The 14980-nt window shown below is 65.0% G+C and carries 13 protein-coding genes; 10 read left to right on the top strand and 3 right to left on the bottom strand.

The features are described 5' to 3' along the window. Positions 1-774, bottom strand: coding sequence for a succinate dehydrogenase cytochrome b subunit (locus VVR41_RS02030; protein ID WP_368523400.1), 774 nt, complete (start codon positions 772-774; stop codon positions 1-3). A gap of 395 nt (positions 775-1169) precedes the next feature. Between VVR41_RS02030 and ramB the strand changes: the two genes are divergently transcribed. Then, complete coding sequence (ramB, locus tag VVR41_RS02025) at positions 1170-2570, top strand: acetate metabolism transcriptional regulator RamB (protein ID WP_368523399.1); 1401 nt, start codon at positions 1170-1172, stop codon at positions 2568-2570. Between the two features lie 29 nt (positions 2571-2599). Next, the gene (locus VVR41_RS02020; protein ID WP_368523398.1) at positions 2600-3058 is read left to right on the top strand and encodes an SRPBCC family protein; all 459 of its coding nucleotides are present in this window, start codon (positions 2600-2602) and stop codon (positions 3056-3058) included. A gap of 81 nt (positions 3059-3139) precedes the next feature. Here VVR41_RS02020 and lpdA read toward each other — a convergent pair whose 3' ends face one another. Further along, the gene (gene lpdA, locus VVR41_RS02015) at positions 3140-4552 is read right to left on the bottom strand and encodes a dihydrolipoyl dehydrogenase (protein ID WP_368523397.1); all 1413 of its coding nucleotides are present in this window, start codon (positions 4550-4552) and stop codon (positions 3140-3142) included. A 200-nt stretch (positions 4553-4752) separates the two neighbouring features. Here lpdA and VVR41_RS02010 point away from each other — a divergent pair, with 200 nt between their 5' ends. The 7 genes from VVR41_RS02010 to VVR41_RS01980 all read left to right on the top strand — a co-directional run bounded on the left by VVR41_RS02010 (position 4753) and on the right by VVR41_RS01980 (position 13144). Continuing rightward, positions 4753-6123, top strand: coding sequence for an alpha/beta hydrolase (locus VVR41_RS02010; RefSeq protein ID WP_368523396.1), 1371 nt, complete (start codon positions 4753-4755; stop codon positions 6121-6123). Positions 6124-6581: 458 nt separating this feature from the next. Further along, on the top strand, positions 6582-7691 hold the full coding sequence (locus tag VVR41_RS02005) for an alpha/beta hydrolase (RefSeq protein ID WP_368523395.1): 1110 nt from the start codon (positions 6582-6584) through the stop codon (positions 7689-7691). 86 nt (positions 7692-7777) lie between these two features. After that, positions 7778-9031, top strand: a complete 1254-nt coding sequence (locus tag VVR41_RS02000; RefSeq protein WP_368523394.1) for a M1 family metallopeptidase — start codon at positions 7778-7780, stop codon at positions 9029-9031. Then, positions 9028-10206 (top strand): hypothetical protein, encoded by a 1179-nt coding sequence (locus VVR41_RS01995; protein ID WP_321103437.1) that lies wholly within the window; start codon positions 9028-9030, stop codon positions 10204-10206. Before VVR41_RS02000 ends, VVR41_RS01995 begins: the two co-directional genes overlap by 4 nt. Before the next feature lie 9 nt (positions 10207-10215). Next, positions 10216-11202: a dTDP-glucose 4,6-dehydratase gene (gene rfbB / locus VVR41_RS01990; protein ID WP_368523392.1), complete on the top strand. Its 987-nt coding sequence runs from the start codon at positions 10216-10218 to the stop codon at positions 11200-11202. Positions 11203-11204: 2 nt separating this feature from the next. Continuing rightward, positions 11205-12542: a sugar nucleotide-binding protein gene (locus tag VVR41_RS01985; RefSeq protein WP_368523391.1), complete on the top strand. Its 1338-nt coding sequence runs from the start codon at positions 11205-11207 to the stop codon at positions 12540-12542. Between the two features lie 35 nt (positions 12543-12577). Then, entirely contained in the window at positions 12578-13144 is a 567-nt protein-coding gene (locus VVR41_RS01980) for a carboxymuconolactone decarboxylase family protein (RefSeq protein ID WP_368523390.1), read from the top strand. Here the strand turns inward: VVR41_RS01980 and VVR41_RS01975 are convergent. Beyond that, positions 13141-14016, bottom strand: a complete 876-nt coding sequence (locus tag VVR41_RS01975; protein WP_368523389.1) for an SDR family oxidoreductase — start codon at positions 14014-14016, stop codon at positions 13141-13143. The genes VVR41_RS01980 and VVR41_RS01975 overlap by 4 nt on opposite strands. Before the next feature lie 45 nt (positions 14017-14061). Between VVR41_RS01975 and rfbA the strand changes: the two genes are divergently transcribed. After that, the gene (gene rfbA, locus VVR41_RS01970; RefSeq protein WP_321103444.1) at positions 14062-14979 is read left to right on the top strand and encodes a glucose-1-phosphate thymidylyltransferase RfbA; all 918 of its coding nucleotides are present in this window, start codon (positions 14062-14064) and stop codon (positions 14977-14979) included. Position 14980: the final 1 nt, after the last annotated feature.

Raw genomic sequence — 14980 nt, 5'->3', positions numbered from 1 at the left:
TTACCGAGTAAAACCGGGGACCCAGCCGAGCATGATCGCCAGCGGCATGACGACGTTACCCAGAACGACGATGGCTGGGAGGATGTAGGCGAGGACGACCATGATGGCGTGACCACGCTTGCCCAGCCAACCGAGGTCGGACACGGCGAGGTAGATGCCGTGGGTCAGGTGCAGCAGCAGGGCGAGGTTGGCCACGATGTAGACCAGCGCAACCCACCAGCGGCTCGGCGCGAAGGTGGCGAGCAGGTTGTTGTACACAGCGCCGTGGACGAACTCGTCGGCGGCGACGACATCGCCGACCGTGAGGTCGAGGATGTGGAAGATCACGAACAGCAGCAAGATGACGCCGGTGACGAGCATCGAGCGCGTCGCGGTCGACTGCCAGCCGCCCATCAGGTTGGTGCGGCGGAACTTGCCGCGGGAGCGGGCAGAGCGCGCACGCAGGGCGAATGCGCCCCAGATGTGCGCGACCAGAGCGACCAGCAGCACAATGCGGATCAACCACAGCAGTGCGCCGGCTGGGAAGAGGGGCTCGCCCATGGTGCGCAGGAAGTGTGCGTACTCATCAATCGGGGCAACGCCGTTGGCATGCAACGGCATGAAAATCTTCAGGTTTCCGACCATGTGGCCGAGGACGAAGAGCCCAAAGAGCAGGCCGGTGACAGCCATTACTAGTTTGATGGCCCACGTCGGGATGGACGGCCGCTCGCGCAGCGGCTTTTCAGTGATTTTTCCGTGACGAATTGCGTCACGATCTGCGTGTTGAATAGTCATGGCACCTCCAGTGTCGTTAACACTCTACGAAATGCGCCGGACGTTCACCTACTTATCGGCGCACTACCTGCACTGCACTCCCCTCCGGCCCGCACAGCTACGGGCGGAATGCACCCGTGGAAGGCGCGCCCACCATAGCTTTTACCCTCCCCCACGGCCTCTCCCTGCTGTTTCATTCCGTCGCGCCTTAAGGAATATTCCCCCCAAATTAGAATGTGACCTTGCACACAAAGATGGGCAAAGTGTCGCCCACGCCCCGTCCGCCACCCCGAAGGTTGTCAAACTTTTGTTCAATGGATCACTCTAACCCTCAAGCAATTGTTGAGATCCAAGTTCTGCCAAAGTGATGTAGCAATTCTTCACACATTCCCTCCTGCACTGGTTAGATATGTGTCATGCAGAAAAGCTACGTGGGGTCGCGCCTGCGCCAACTGCGGCGCGAACGCAACTTAAGCCAGGCGGCGCTCGCGTCGACGCTGAACCTCTCGGCCTCGTACGTCAACCAGATCGAGCACGACGTACGCCCCTTGACAGTCACCGTCCTCAACCGCATCACGGAAGCCTTCGGCGTCGACGCAACCTTCTTCTCCCGCGACGACGACTCGCGCTTGCTCGCCGAGCTCAAAGACGTGGCGGAGGACCAAGAGCTCAGCAACCAGCCGATCGAACTGCAGGAGCTGTCGGAGCTCGTCCACCGGCACCCAGAGATCGCTCGCTCGGTCGTCGAGATCCACCGCCGCTATTCCAACGCGCGCGACAAGCTCACCCTCGCCACTGATTCTCGCCTCTCCACCCCAGAGGGCCTGGCCATGCCCCATGACGAGGTTCGCGATTTTTTCTACGCTCGGCAGAACTATCTCGACGATCTCGATCATTCAGCTGAGGCCCTCGCCGCAACAGTTGGGGTCGAACGATTCGGCATCCGCGAGACAGAACGTGTCCTCATCGAACACATCGCCCGCCACGGAATCGAGGTTCGCACGAGCCCCTCGGACGCGAGCATCCTCCACCACCTCGACGCCGACCGCGGCACGCTCACCCTCTCCCCCATTCTTTCCGCAGGACAGCGCGCCTTCCGCGTCGCCCTCGAACTCGCCTACCTCGAGGCGGGCCCGCTTATCGACGCCCACGTGGCCAACGCCCCCTTCTCCTCCGACGCATCCGCCAACCTCGCCCGGCGGGGCATCGCAAGCTACTACAGCGCCGCCACCTTGCTGCCGTACACGGCCGTCCACCACGAGGCTGAGCGCCACGGCTACGACATCGACTACCTCTGTCACGCGTTCGGCGTCGGCTACGAAACGGTCGCCTCCCGCCTGTCCACGCTGCAGCGCGCCAACATGCGCGGGGTCCCGTTCACCTTCGTGCGCGTCGATCGGGCGGGCAATATCTCTAAACGCCAGTCGGCGACGGGTTACCACTTCTCCACGTCCGGCGGGACGTGCCCGCTGTGGGGTATTTACGAGTCCTTCTCCCGCCCGGGTGAGACCGTGCGCCAACACGCCGTCATGCCGGACGGGCGCACCTATCTTTGGGTCGCGCGCGCCGTGCGCCACCACCGTTTCGAGTTCAGCGAGACGGAGAAGCTGTTCGCCATTGGCCTCGGCTGCGAGACCCGCCACGCCGAACGCACCGTGTACGCTCAGGGACTTCCGCTTGACGACGTCTCCCAGGCCACCCCTATCGGCGCAGGCTGTCGCGTCTGCCCCCGCCAGAATTGCACCCAGCGCGCATTCCCCTCCATCCAGCAGGGCCTCAACGTCGATCCGCACACCACGGCGATCGCCCCCTACTGACCCACTGCTTTTTCTCTACACTGGGCACCATGGCTAACGACAAGAACACAGCAACCCGAGTAATTGACGCCCCGGCAGCAGAGATCTTCGACATCCTGTCCAACCCGGAGCGCCACCCCGAAACCGACAACTCTGGCTCTGTCATCTCCGTTGACCAGGGCGAGCGCCTTAAGGCCGTTGGCGACACCTTCACCATGAACATGACCAAGGAGGACGGCGACTACCAGACCCGCAACGAGGTCTTCGCCATCCAGGAGAACAAGGTCATCGGCTGGACCAACCTGGAAAACATCACCGTCGACGTCAAGGTTGGTGCGAAGTGGCTCTACGAGCTCGAGTCCATCGACGCTGACAACACCCGCGCCACCCTCACCTACGATCGCTCCGAGATCGAGCTGCCCCCGGTTCGCTCCATGTCCGAGAAGTTCGACGACGCCTTCCTGGAGACCAGCCTGGAGGCTCTCGCTACCGCTGTCTCCGGCGCCTAAGCCACACCCCGGCCCTTGATATAGGGTGCAAAAAGGAGCTCGCCGTTTCGGCGAGCTCCTTTCGTTATGTAGCGCGAGCGCTTAGAGGTTGATCATGTGCCCCTCAACACCGTGCGCGATCTCCTTGAGGACCTCGGAGAGCGTCGGGTGGATGTGGATGTTGCGGGCAATCTCACCGGCGGTGAGGTCGAAGCGCTGAGCCAGCGTGACCTCCGGCAGCAGCTCGGAGACGTTGGCGCCGACGAGGTGGGCGCCAAGGATCTCACCGAACTCGCCATCGACGACGAGCTTGCCGAAGCCCTGGGACTCTGCCAGGCCGAGCGCCTTGCCGTTCGCGGAGAACGGGAAGGTGGCGACCTTGATGTCGCGGTCCGGCCACTTCTCCTTCGCCTGATCCTCGGTGTAGCCCATGGAGGCGACCTGCGGGTTACAGAAGGTGGCGCGCGGGGTCATCATGTAGTCGTCGATAAGCATGGTCTCTTCACCGGCGATAACCTCGGCGGCGATGATGCCCTGTGCCTCGGCGACGTGCGCGAGCTGGAGCTTCGCGGTGACGTCACCGATAGCGAAGATGTTCTTGACGCTGGTGCGCATCTCGTCATCGATGGCGATGGCGCCGCGCTCGGTGAGCTCGACACCGGTGTTCTCCAGGCCGTAGCCCTCGGTGCGCGGGGCGAAGCCGACGGAGATCATGACGCGGTCGACGGTGAGGGTTTCGGTCTTGTCGGTGCCGTTCTTCTGCACGTCGATCTCGACGGAGTCGCCGTTGTCGCGCACGGCGGTGGTGGCGTGGCCGGTCATGAGCTTCACGCCGAGCTTCTTGTACGCCTTGGCGATCTCCTTGGAGACATTCTTGTCCTCGTTCGGCAGGACGCGGTCCATGTACTCAATGACGGTGACGTCGACGCCGTAGTTGGACAGCACGTAGGCGAACTCCATGCCGATCGCGCCGGCGCCCACGATGGCCATCTTCTTCGGGGCCTCGGGGTTGAGGATCTGCTCCTCGTAGGAGACGACGTTGTCCGACAGCTCGATGCCGGGCAGGGTACGCACAACAGAGCCCGTGGCGATGATGCAGTTGTCGAAGGAGATCGTCTTGCCCTTGTCGTCACCCTCGGTGATCTCGATGGTGGAGGCGTCCTTGAAGGAACCGAGTCCGTGGATCTCGGTGATCTTGTTCTTCTTCATCAGGTAGTGGACGCCGCCGACGATCTTCTCGGACACGGCACGGGAGCGCTTGTGCGCGTCAGTGAAGTCGAACTCGACATCGCCCTTGATGCCAAACGTTTTTGCCTCATGGTTGAAGATGCTTGCAACTTCGGCGTTCTTGATGAGCGCCTTGGACGGGATGCAGCCCACGTTCAGGCACACACCGCCCCAGTACTTCTTCTCTACAACAGCGACTTTCTTGCCAAGCTGTGCAGCGCGGATAGCGGCGACATAGCCTCCGGGGCCAGCGCCGAGTACAACAACGTCATAATGTTCATTACTCACACCCCACAGGATACGTCCCTTGGCGCAAAGTGTGGGATTTAACAGGAAAATAGTGCGGGGTTGGCCCACTTATGGCTTCCGGGTGACGCCGTGAACCGGTCTCGCCCCCGCACCCCTGTGTAATGTCCGGCAATTCTGGCAAGATAAGCCAAGAGATACGCCATTGTTTGTTCGGACTTGACGCAAAGAGAGCATCACCTGTGAAGATCACTCGTCCCGCGATCGCCGCCGTTGCGGCAATCGCCATTGCCGCCGGTGCGGTTCCCGCCGCCTCCCACCTCACTGCCGCTCCGCTGAGCGAGCCGCAGGTTTCCTTCCCGCAGAACGAGTTTGTCCCCGCCGTCGACGAGACCGCCGTGGACAACCTGGAGACTGCCCCCACAGACGCAGAGCCGGCGCCCGAGGCTCCGGCCCCCGCTCTCGAGGCTCCGGTCGCCGACGCCAACGCCCCCGAGGTCCCGGCAACGGGAGATCCTGCCCAGGCACTGGAAAAGATTGCCGAACAGGTGCAGCAGGAGCAGACCGCCACCGCCGAGGAACTCACCAACACTCCCGTCAAACTCGCCGGCACGGTCGCGCCAACTCCGACCACGCTGACTGAGGCGCCGAAGGCGCAGAACGGCGAGCCCCAGCTCTGGTTCAACAAAATCAAGGCCGACGATGTCAAAAAGAATTGGGAGGCAGTGAGTGTCTACTCTCCCTCCATGGAGCGCGACATTCCGCTCGCCATCCGCTATGCGACGGATGCTAACGGCAACCGTGTCACCAACGCCCCGACCGTCTACCTTCTCAACGGCGCGGGCGGATCTGAGCAGAACACCGACTGGATTGCAAGGAACTTCTCTAACAAGGCTGGAACCGGCGTCGAAGATGTCTTCGGCAAGCAGGGCGTAAACATCGTCATCCCGATGGAGGGAGCATTCTCCTACTACGTCAACTGGTTGGAGGAGCCAAAGAACAACGTCTTCTACAAGGGCAAGCAGAACTGGGCGACCTTCCTCGGCGAGGAGCTGCCTGGATCGGTCGAGCCGTACCTCGGCGCGAACGACAAGCGCGCCATCATCGGATTCTCGATGTCGGCGACGTCGTCGCTCCTGATTGCTGAGCAGTACCCGGACCTCTACGACGCAGTGGGATCTTTCTCAGGCTGCGCGGCGACCTCCACCCCGGTCCCCTGGTTCGCCACCCAGCTCACCCTCGACCGCGGCGGTGCGACACCGGAGCAGCTGTGGGGCCCGATGGGCTCTGACTACAACCGCTACAACGATGCTCTGGTCAACGCCGAGAAGCTGCGTGGCAAGGCGCTGTACATCTCCAACGGCTCTGGCTTGGGCGGGGAAACCGACATGTCCCACGCGGCGGGCGTCGCGGGCGCCTTCACACTCCAAGTTGAGGGCGGCGCCATCGAGGCATTGACCAACTCCTGCACCCATGATCTGCGCGCGAAGCTGGGGAGCCTGGGAATCCCGGCGACGTTCAAGTTCCGCAACACAGGAACCCACTCGTGGCCGTACTGGAGGGACGACCTACGCGAGTCGTGGGACACGGTGATCAAGGAAGCACTGCTTTAGCCCACTGCCACAACCAGAAAAGCTGAGAACCCGCCCCCTCTGGGGGCGGGTTCTTGCGTATCTGCGAGCAACGCGGCTCTAGAACAGGCCCATCCCCAGAGAGATCTGAGAAGATGCGGAGGACCCCATGTGGATCAGGGCGCCGAGGATCTCGTTGATAGCGAGCTGGATGTTTTCCGGATTCATGAAAAGTCCTAACTGTTGGGCCCGGCACAGCCGGGAACTGGGGTATCGCGAACGTCTTTGAGGTCGTTCTTGCAGCGTCAATTGTTACACACCACCCGAAGGCAAGCCGAGCAACTACGTAACATTGTTCACTTGCGTCACAATAATCCCCGTGCACGGGTCGTGTTCGGAACCAAAATCCGATACATTGACCTAGATTAAGGATTTGCCCCGAACTGTCTGCACGGCCTTTCGGCATCTACGACACCACCGACAAAGGAACGAGCTCGCTCATGAGAATCAAGCGCACGGTCGCGGCGATTGCCGCTGCCGCCTCCCTCACCCTCGGCCTGTCCCCCGCTATCGCCACCGCCCAGGAGGGCACCGTAAAGGCATGGGATGCGCGAACTGAGCCGCCGATTGCCGTAACCAACGGAAAGCCGCAGAGCTGGGCGCAGCAGGTCGACCACAAGTCAGTGCTGTCGTACAAGGTCTACTCCCCGTCGATGGATCGCGACATTCCTGTCGCCGTGATCCCGGCAACGGACGCGAGCGGCAAGCGCCTCGCAGGCGCACCAATCATCTACCTGCTCAACGGCGCCGGCGGCGCGGAACAGGACGCTGACTGGCTGACCAAGTTCGAGACCCGCGATTTCTTCGCAGGCAAGGGCGTCAACGTGGTCATCCCGCAGGCTGGTGCGTTTTCCTACTACACCGACTGGGTGCGCGACGACGTACGCTCCGACTACATCAACGGCCCCCAGAAATGGGAGACGTTCCTGACCAAGGAGCTGCCGGCACCGATGGAGCGCACGCTGGGTGCTGACCAGCGTCGCGCCATCGTCGGCTTCTCCATGTCCGGCACCTCCTCCCTGGTCATCCCCACGCACAACCCCGGCTTCTACAACGCCGCAGCATCGTTCTCTGGTTGCGCCGCCACCGCGTCCCCGCACGCATACAACTACGCACGCCTGACCGTGAACCGCGCGTCGCGCTCGGGTGACTTCCGCACCGTCACCCCTGAGATGATGTGGGGCCCGATGGGTGGCTCCTACAACGGCTACAACGATGCCCTCGCCAACGCAGAGAAGCTGCGCGGTACCGCGCTCTACATCTCCACCAGCACCGGGCTTGCCGACGAAACCGACATGGTCGGCTACCTCACCGGCCAGGGCCTTCCTGCCCCCGTCGCTTCCGTGGGCGCAGCGCAGCTCCAGATCGAGGGCGGCCTCATCGAGGCTGCGGTCAACCAGTGCTCCCACGACCTGCGCGCGAAGCTCGAGTCCCTGAACATTCCGGCCCACTACGAGTTCCGCGCCAAGGGAACCCACTCCTGGCCGACCTGGCGCGAGGACATCCAGCGCTCCTGGTTCACCACCATCGCCCCGGCCTTCGGCATGTAACACCGCCGCCGGCACCGGCACTGTTTTTCTCACTGCGCGCCCGCCAGCCCGACCAGGGCAGGCGGGCGCGCGGTATGCTTACCCGGATGAAATCCCACAGGTTGCGCTCGACTCCCATCCCCGGCACCCGCGATGAATACACGGGCGTCGACTTCAACCTGGGGTTCCACGTCCACCACTACCACCTGGACATGGACTACAAGGTCGGCCCCAACCGCGTCGATGCCACCGCGACGCTCACCCTCACGAACTGGCGGGACCTGAACCACCTCACGTTGGATCTCATGGACAACCTCTCGGTGCGCCGGGTCCAGGCCTCGGGTGCAATCACCGTGGCCAAATTCCGCCAGTCCGGTGGCAAGTTGCGCGTCACATTCGCCGCCCCGATCCCGGTCGATTCCGAGTTCCAGCTCAGCATCCGCTACGCGGGCAATCCCGGTACGCGCCGCACCCCGTGGGGCGCACTCGGGTGGGAGGAGCTGACCAACGGTTCCCTCGTGGCGAACCAGCCCAACGGTGCGCCGACGTGGTTCCCCTGCGATGACACCCCGGATGAGAAGGCGACGTACAGCTTCAACGTCAACGTCGACAAGGGTTTCACCGCGGTGACCAACTTCACCTCCCAACCGATGGCGACCTACCTCGCCACCGTCCAGGTCGGCGAGTACACCCGCCGCCAGCTGGGCCCCGACACCTTCGCGTGGCTGCCCGCCGGCGTCAACCCCGGCGATCTGGACAAGCAGCAGGAGATGATCGACTTCTTCTCCGAGGTGTTCGGCCCCTACCCGTTCGAGCGCTACGAGGTGGTCGTCACTGAGGATCCCCTCGAGATCCCCCTGGAAGCCCAAGGTATGGCGGTTTTCGGCCGCAATCACTTGGCGGGCAACGAGCGCCTCATCGCGCACGAGCTCGCCCACCAGTGGTTCGGCAACTCACTCGGCATCGCGCAGTGGGACGACATCTGGCTCAACGAGGGTTTTGCCTGCTACGCGGAGTGGCTGTGGGCGGACCACAACGGCGTCCCCATCGACCAGAGCGTGCGCGAGCACTACGATCGTCTGACCCCGCAGACCTTCCTGTTGGGTAACCCGGGACCGCGCGACATGTTCGATGACCGCGTGTACAAGCGCGGCGCCATCACGCTGCACGCCCTGCGCCGCCTGCTCGGCGACACCGCCTTCTTCGCCGCCCTGCGCGATTACACCGCGCGCAACGCCCACGGCATCGTCGAGCCCTTCGACTGGGCGAACGCGCTGAAAGCCCAGGCCTCCGACCCCGAGGCCGTGGACGCGACCCTGGATGCGTGGCTGAATTATCCGCAGCTCCCGGAGTGCCCGTGAGAAACCTCTCCCTGGCGACCGTCTTCGCCGCCGTCTCCGGCTTCGTCGTTTTGTGGGTGGCGCAGTGGGCTCTCGACACCGGGACCGAGTACCGCTACTTCGCGGCATTCTGGGGGTTGTTCTTCGCCTCCGCTGGGCTTATCGACGGCCTCACGCACGAAACGACCCGCGCCGTCGCCGGCGCGCGCGATTCGGGTCGGAGCGGCACCGCGAACCCGTGGCGCTTCGGCGGGTTGCTCGCCGCGGCGGTGCTCGTTGTCGGCCTGGCCGCCGGTGTGCTTTTCATGGGCCAGGTCGTGCCCACACGTCCCGGCACCGCAACTGGCCTACTCGTCTTCGGCCTGGTCAGCTACGTGCTCCAGGCGGCACTGTCGGGCATCCTCAACGGCTCGCGCCTGTGGGACCGCTACGCCGCGCTGGTCGCGCTGGATTCCGGCATCAGGCTCGTGCTCGCACTCATCGCCTGGGTCGCGGGCTGGGGGCTCGAGGTCTTCCTCGTCATCACCGTGATCGGCGCCGCGAGCTGGCTGGTGTTTTTGCGTGCAGATGTGCGCGCGGCGGTGGACACCAACTCCCAGGTCTTCGCCCGGCGCGTCGTGTCCGCGATGCTCGCCTCGGGCGCCTCGGCAGCACTCATCACCGGTTTCCCCGCCGCCGCGAACGCGGCTTTCGATTTCTCCGAGGGCGCGGCCGTCTCCGCCATCATCAACGCGGTGATCCTTACGCGAGCGCCCGTGCTGGTGCCCCTGCAGCGGTTCCAGTCCGCGCTGGTGGTGCGCTTCGTCGAGAAGCGAGAGCGCATCTACGCGGCGCTGGCGGCTCCGCTCGCGGCGGTGTTGGCCGTGGGCGCGGCCGGTGCGGCGGCGGCGTGGCTCATCGGCCCCGTCATCCTGCGGCTCGCGTTCAAGCCAGAGATGGCCGTCGCCGGGCCGGTGCTCGCGGCGCTGACGTTCGCCTCCGCGTTCATGGGTGCACTCATGATCACGGGCGTGGCTGTGCTCGCCCAGGAGCGCCACGGCTGGTACGTGGCCGGCTGGCTCGCCGCTTCGGTCGTGTCCTTCGCGCTGATGTTCACCCTCCCGTACGGTGTCGCCGCCACCGTGATCATCGCGCTGTTCGCCGGTCCCGTCGCAGGCGCGGCGGTCCACGCGGCGGGGCTTTCACGCTCCGTATAGTTGACACCCATGGGAGCAATGCTGGTAACCGGGGGAGCCGGTTTCATCGGGTCCAATTTCGTGCACATGGCGCGCCGCCGCACCGACCGCGACATCGTGGTCTTGGACGCGCTGACCTACGCCGGCAACCCCGCGAACCTCGACGGCTGCGACGTCGAGCTGGTCCACGGCAGCGTCACTGACGCCGCGCTTGTCGGCGAACTCGTGGCCCGCTGCGACACCGTGGTGCACTTCGCCGCGGAGTCGCACAACGACAACTCTCTTGCCGACCCCTCCCCGTTCGTCCAGACCAACGTTGTGGGCACCTTCACCCTGCTCGAGGCGGTGCGCGCCCACGGGGCGCGGCTGCACCACATCTCCACCGACGAGGTCTTCGGCGACCTGCCGCTCGAGGGCGAAGAGAAGTTCACCGAGTCAACGCCGTACAACCCGTCGAGCCCGTATTCGGCCACGAAGGCCGGCTCCGACCACCTGGTGCGCGCGTGGGTGCGCAGCTTCGGGATCAACGCGACGATCTCGAACTGCTCAAACAACTATGGGCCGTATCAGCACATTGAGAAGTTCATCCCGCGCCAAATCACCAACATTCTCGACGGCCGGCCCGCGAAGCTCTACGGATCAGGCGCGCAGATCCGCGACTGGATCCACGTCGACGACCACAACGACGCAGTGCTCGCGATCCTGGAAAAGGGAAAACGCGGGGAAACCTATAACATTGGCGCCGGCAACGACAAGGTAACAAACAAGCAGGTCATCGAGCTGATCTGCGAGCTGATGGGCGGGCGCTACGAGCACGTCGCGGACCGCCCCGGCCACGACCAGCGCTACGCGATGGACCCGGCGAAGCTCACTGCGGAGTTGGGGTGGAAGCCGCGCTACACGGCGGGACTGCGCGAGGGACTGGAGCAGACGATCGCCTGGTACCGCGACAATGAGTCGTGGTGGAGGGGCGCGAAAGAGGGCGTCGAGAAGCGATACGCGGAAAGCGGGCAGTAAGCATGGCAGCACAGCGCACACCGATTGAGGGCCTTGAGGTCCACGAGTTGAGCGTCCACGCCGACGGGCGCGGCTGGTTCAAGGAAAACTGGGCCGGGCAGTCCCTCGTGCCGGTGCAGAACAACGTCAGCTTCAACGAGACCGCGGGCACCACCCGCGGGATGCACGCCGAGCCGTGGGACAAGTGGATCTCGGTAGCCAGCGGGCGCGCCTTCTGCGCCTGGGTGGACATGCGCGAAGACTCACCAACCTACGGTGAGAAGTTCGGCGTCGAGGTCGGCCCCGGCACCGCGGTGTTCGTCCCGCGCGGGGTGGCCAACGGCTTCCAGACCCTCGAGGACGCGACCAGCTACATCTACCTGGTCAATTCCCGCTACAACCCGAACGGCGACTACGCGTACTGCTCCTACCGCGAAATCGACTGGCCGCTGGAACCCACGGCGCTGTCCCAGGCCGACCGGGAGCACCCCGCGCTTGCCAGCGCCACCCCGGTGCGCCCCCGAAAAATCCTCGTCACCGGCGCGAACGGCCAGCTCGGCCGCGCGCTGCGGCAGGTGTACACGGAGGCTCAGGCCCACTTTGTCACCCGCGCGGAGCTGGACATCACCGACTCAGGCGCGCTGCGCTCCGTGGAGTGGTCGGACTATTGGGCGATCATCAACTGCGCCGCCTACAACGACGTTAACGGCGCTGAGACGGACCGCGCGGGCGCCTGGCGCGTCAACGCGGACGCGGTGGCGGAGCTGGCACAGACGGCCAACGCGCACGATCTGACGCTGGTGCACGTCTCCAGCGACTACATCTTCGACGGAACGGTTCAGGTCCACACCGAGGACGAGCCCGCCTCCCCGCTGTCGGCGTACGGCGCGTCGAAAGCCGCGGGCGACACTGCCGCCCAGGTCGCGCGCAAGCACTACGTCGTCCGCACCTCCTGGGTGTTCGGCGACGGCGCCAACTTCATGGACGCGATGGCCCGGCTGCACGAGCGCGGGGTAAAACCGAACGTGATCAGCGACCAGCGCGGGCGCCCCACCTCCGCCGAGGACCTGGCCAAAGGCATTGCGCACCTCCTGCGCACCCGCGCCGCATACGGGGTGTACAACCTCACCTCCGACGGCGACGTCGCCTCCCGCGACGAGGTGGCCATGGCCGTGTTCGTTGGCCTCGGCGGCAACCCTTCCGACGTCACCCCTGTCACGACCGAGCAGTACGCGCAGATCGCCGGTCCGGAGGCACCACGGCCGAAGGAGTCGACGCTAAGCCTGGACAAGATCAAGGCGACCGGGTTCTCCCCCTCCAACTGGCGCGCCGCGCTCGCTCTCTACCTTGCGCTTCGCTAGCGCCTGTCCGACCGCCCCCCCTCAAGGTCCACCCCATGCAAGCACCGAAGAACACACCGCCACGCCCGGGCCCAGGTCGCCGCACAGAGATTGCCATGACGGCGCGTGTGGCCGACTGGATCGGCGCGCGCGTGCAGGGCACGACACGGGTGAACATGTTTCGCGCGATCGGCAGGGCGCGCCGCACCTTCCTTCCATGGATGGCCTATTCCAGCTCGCTGATGCCGTTTGGCAAGCTGCCGCGCACGGAGTCCGAGCTGATCATCCTGCGCGTCGCCGCCCTGCGCGAGGCGCACTACGAACTCGATCACCACCGCACGTTCGGCAAACGCGCTGGCTTGTCCACGGCCGAGATCGCGGCCGTCCAAAAGCCGGAGCACGGCTTCACCGGCCGCGTGGGCGCGCTCCTCGACGCCGTCGACGACCTCGTCGCCCGCCGCCAGCTCACCGACGAGGTGTGGACGCGCCTGCGCCCCCACATCGACGACGCCGAGCTGACCGCCCTGCTGCTGTTGGTGACCAACTACGACGGTCTGGCCACGGTTCTGGACGTACTCGACGTCCCGCTCGACCCTCCGCGCCGAGCTCGTCGGCGCCGCTAGAGCATCGCGTCCTTCGCCACCCAGCGAAACGCGCGGTTGACCCCGCCCATCGCAGCGCGGTACAACCACGGCGCGTTGACCTGCGCCCACCGGGCGAACGCGATCTCACCGCCGGTGGTGATCAGCGCCTTATTCTTGCGCACACCTTTCAGGATGATCTCCGCACACTCCGCTGGTGAGACGGCGTGGCGCTGGAACAGGGCGCGGGCTTTGGCGACACGGGGGTTGTCCTGGTCGACGCCGTCGATGTCGATGGTTCGCACCAGGCCGGTATCCACGGCGCCCGGCGCGACGGCGTGGACCGCAATCCCATAGGGCGCAAGATCGAAGCGCAGCACCTCGAGCATGGAGAGCACCCCTCCCTTGGAGGCGGAGTACGCCGCGTGCCAGGGCAGGGCGATGATGCCGGCGGCGCTGGCCACGCCCACCAGGCGGCGCGGGCCGACCCGCCTGCGCTCGGAGCGGGGCACGGGACCGGCCTGCATCATGGCGGGGATAAACGCGCGGATGATGTGGACGGTGCCCATGAGGTTGACGTCGATAAGCTGGCGCCACTTCTCGAGCGGCATGGTGTCCACGCGGCCCCAGATGGAGATCCCGCCGACGTGGTGGATGGTGTGCGCCGCGCCGTAAAGCTCGCTAAGCCGCGCGGCCCAGGCGTCGACGGCCTCGGCGTCGGAGATGTCGACCGGGGTGGCGTCGAGAAGCTCGGCTCCTGCATCTTCGATCTCGCGGGCGGTGGCGGCGAGGCCGTTAGAGTTGATGTCGCTGATGGCTAGGCGCCAGCCTTGGCCCGCGAGTTGAAGGGCGATTTCGCGCCCGATGCCGGAGGCAGCGCCGGTGACGACGGCGTAGTGGTGTGTTCCCTGCATAAGAGACCACCTTAGAAAGATTCGCACCGTCTAAGGTTGGTTCGCATGAAAGGCATCATCCTCGCGGGCGGGTCGGGCACGCGCCTGTACCCGATCACCAAGGGCATCTCGAAGCAGCTCATGCCGATCTACGACAAGCCGATGATCTACTACCCGCTGACCACCCTGATCAGCGCGGGGATTCGCGAGATCCTCATCATCACCACCCCCGAGGACGCCGACGCTTTTCGACGCCTACTTGGCGACGGCTCCCAGTTCGGCATCATGCTCGACTACGCCGTGCAACCCTCCCCCGACGGCCTGGCCCAGGCATTCATCATCGGCGAGGACTTCATCGGCGACGACTGCGTGGCACTGGTGCTCGGCGACAACATCTTCGAAGGCGCGGAGCTGAGCCGCATCCTCGGTGAGACGCGCAGCGTCGACGGCGGCGAGATCTTCGCCTACGAGGTCTCCGACCCGCAGCGCTACGGCGTGGTCGACTTCGATCCAGATGGGACCGTGACCAGCATCGAGGAGAAGCCGGCGCAGCCGAAGTCCAACTTTGCGGTGGTGGGCCTGTACTTCTACGACAGCCGCGTCGTCGACATTGCCAAGTCAATCACCCCCAGCGCCCGCGGCGAGCTGGAGATCACCAGCGTCAACGACACGTACCTGCGCTCGGGCGACCTCAAGGTCCACCGACTGCACCGCGGCGACGTGTGGCTCGACACCGGAACGATCGACTCCATGGCCGAGGCCAGCGCGTATGTCGAGGTGATGCAGAAACGCACCGGCATCGTCATCGGCTCCCCCGAGGTCGCCGCCTACCGCGAGGGACTCATCTCCCGCGAGGCGCTCGTGGCGCAGGGCGAGGCGATGGCGAAGTCCGGGTACGGGCGCTACCTGCTCGACGCCGCGCGCGACGAAGCAGGCTCAGGTTCTGGCTCGGGCTCGGATCAGGCAGGCCGCGGCGCGGACTAAG

Origin of the sequence: Corynebacterium sp. LK2510, from assembly GCF_040946405.1 — a bacterium.
Taxonomy (GTDB): Bacteria; Actinomycetota; Actinomycetes; order Mycobacteriales; family Mycobacteriaceae; genus Corynebacterium.
The sequence above is the reverse complement of the archived record's forward strand: the minus strand, read 5'-3'. Positions and strand labels throughout refer to the sequence as shown.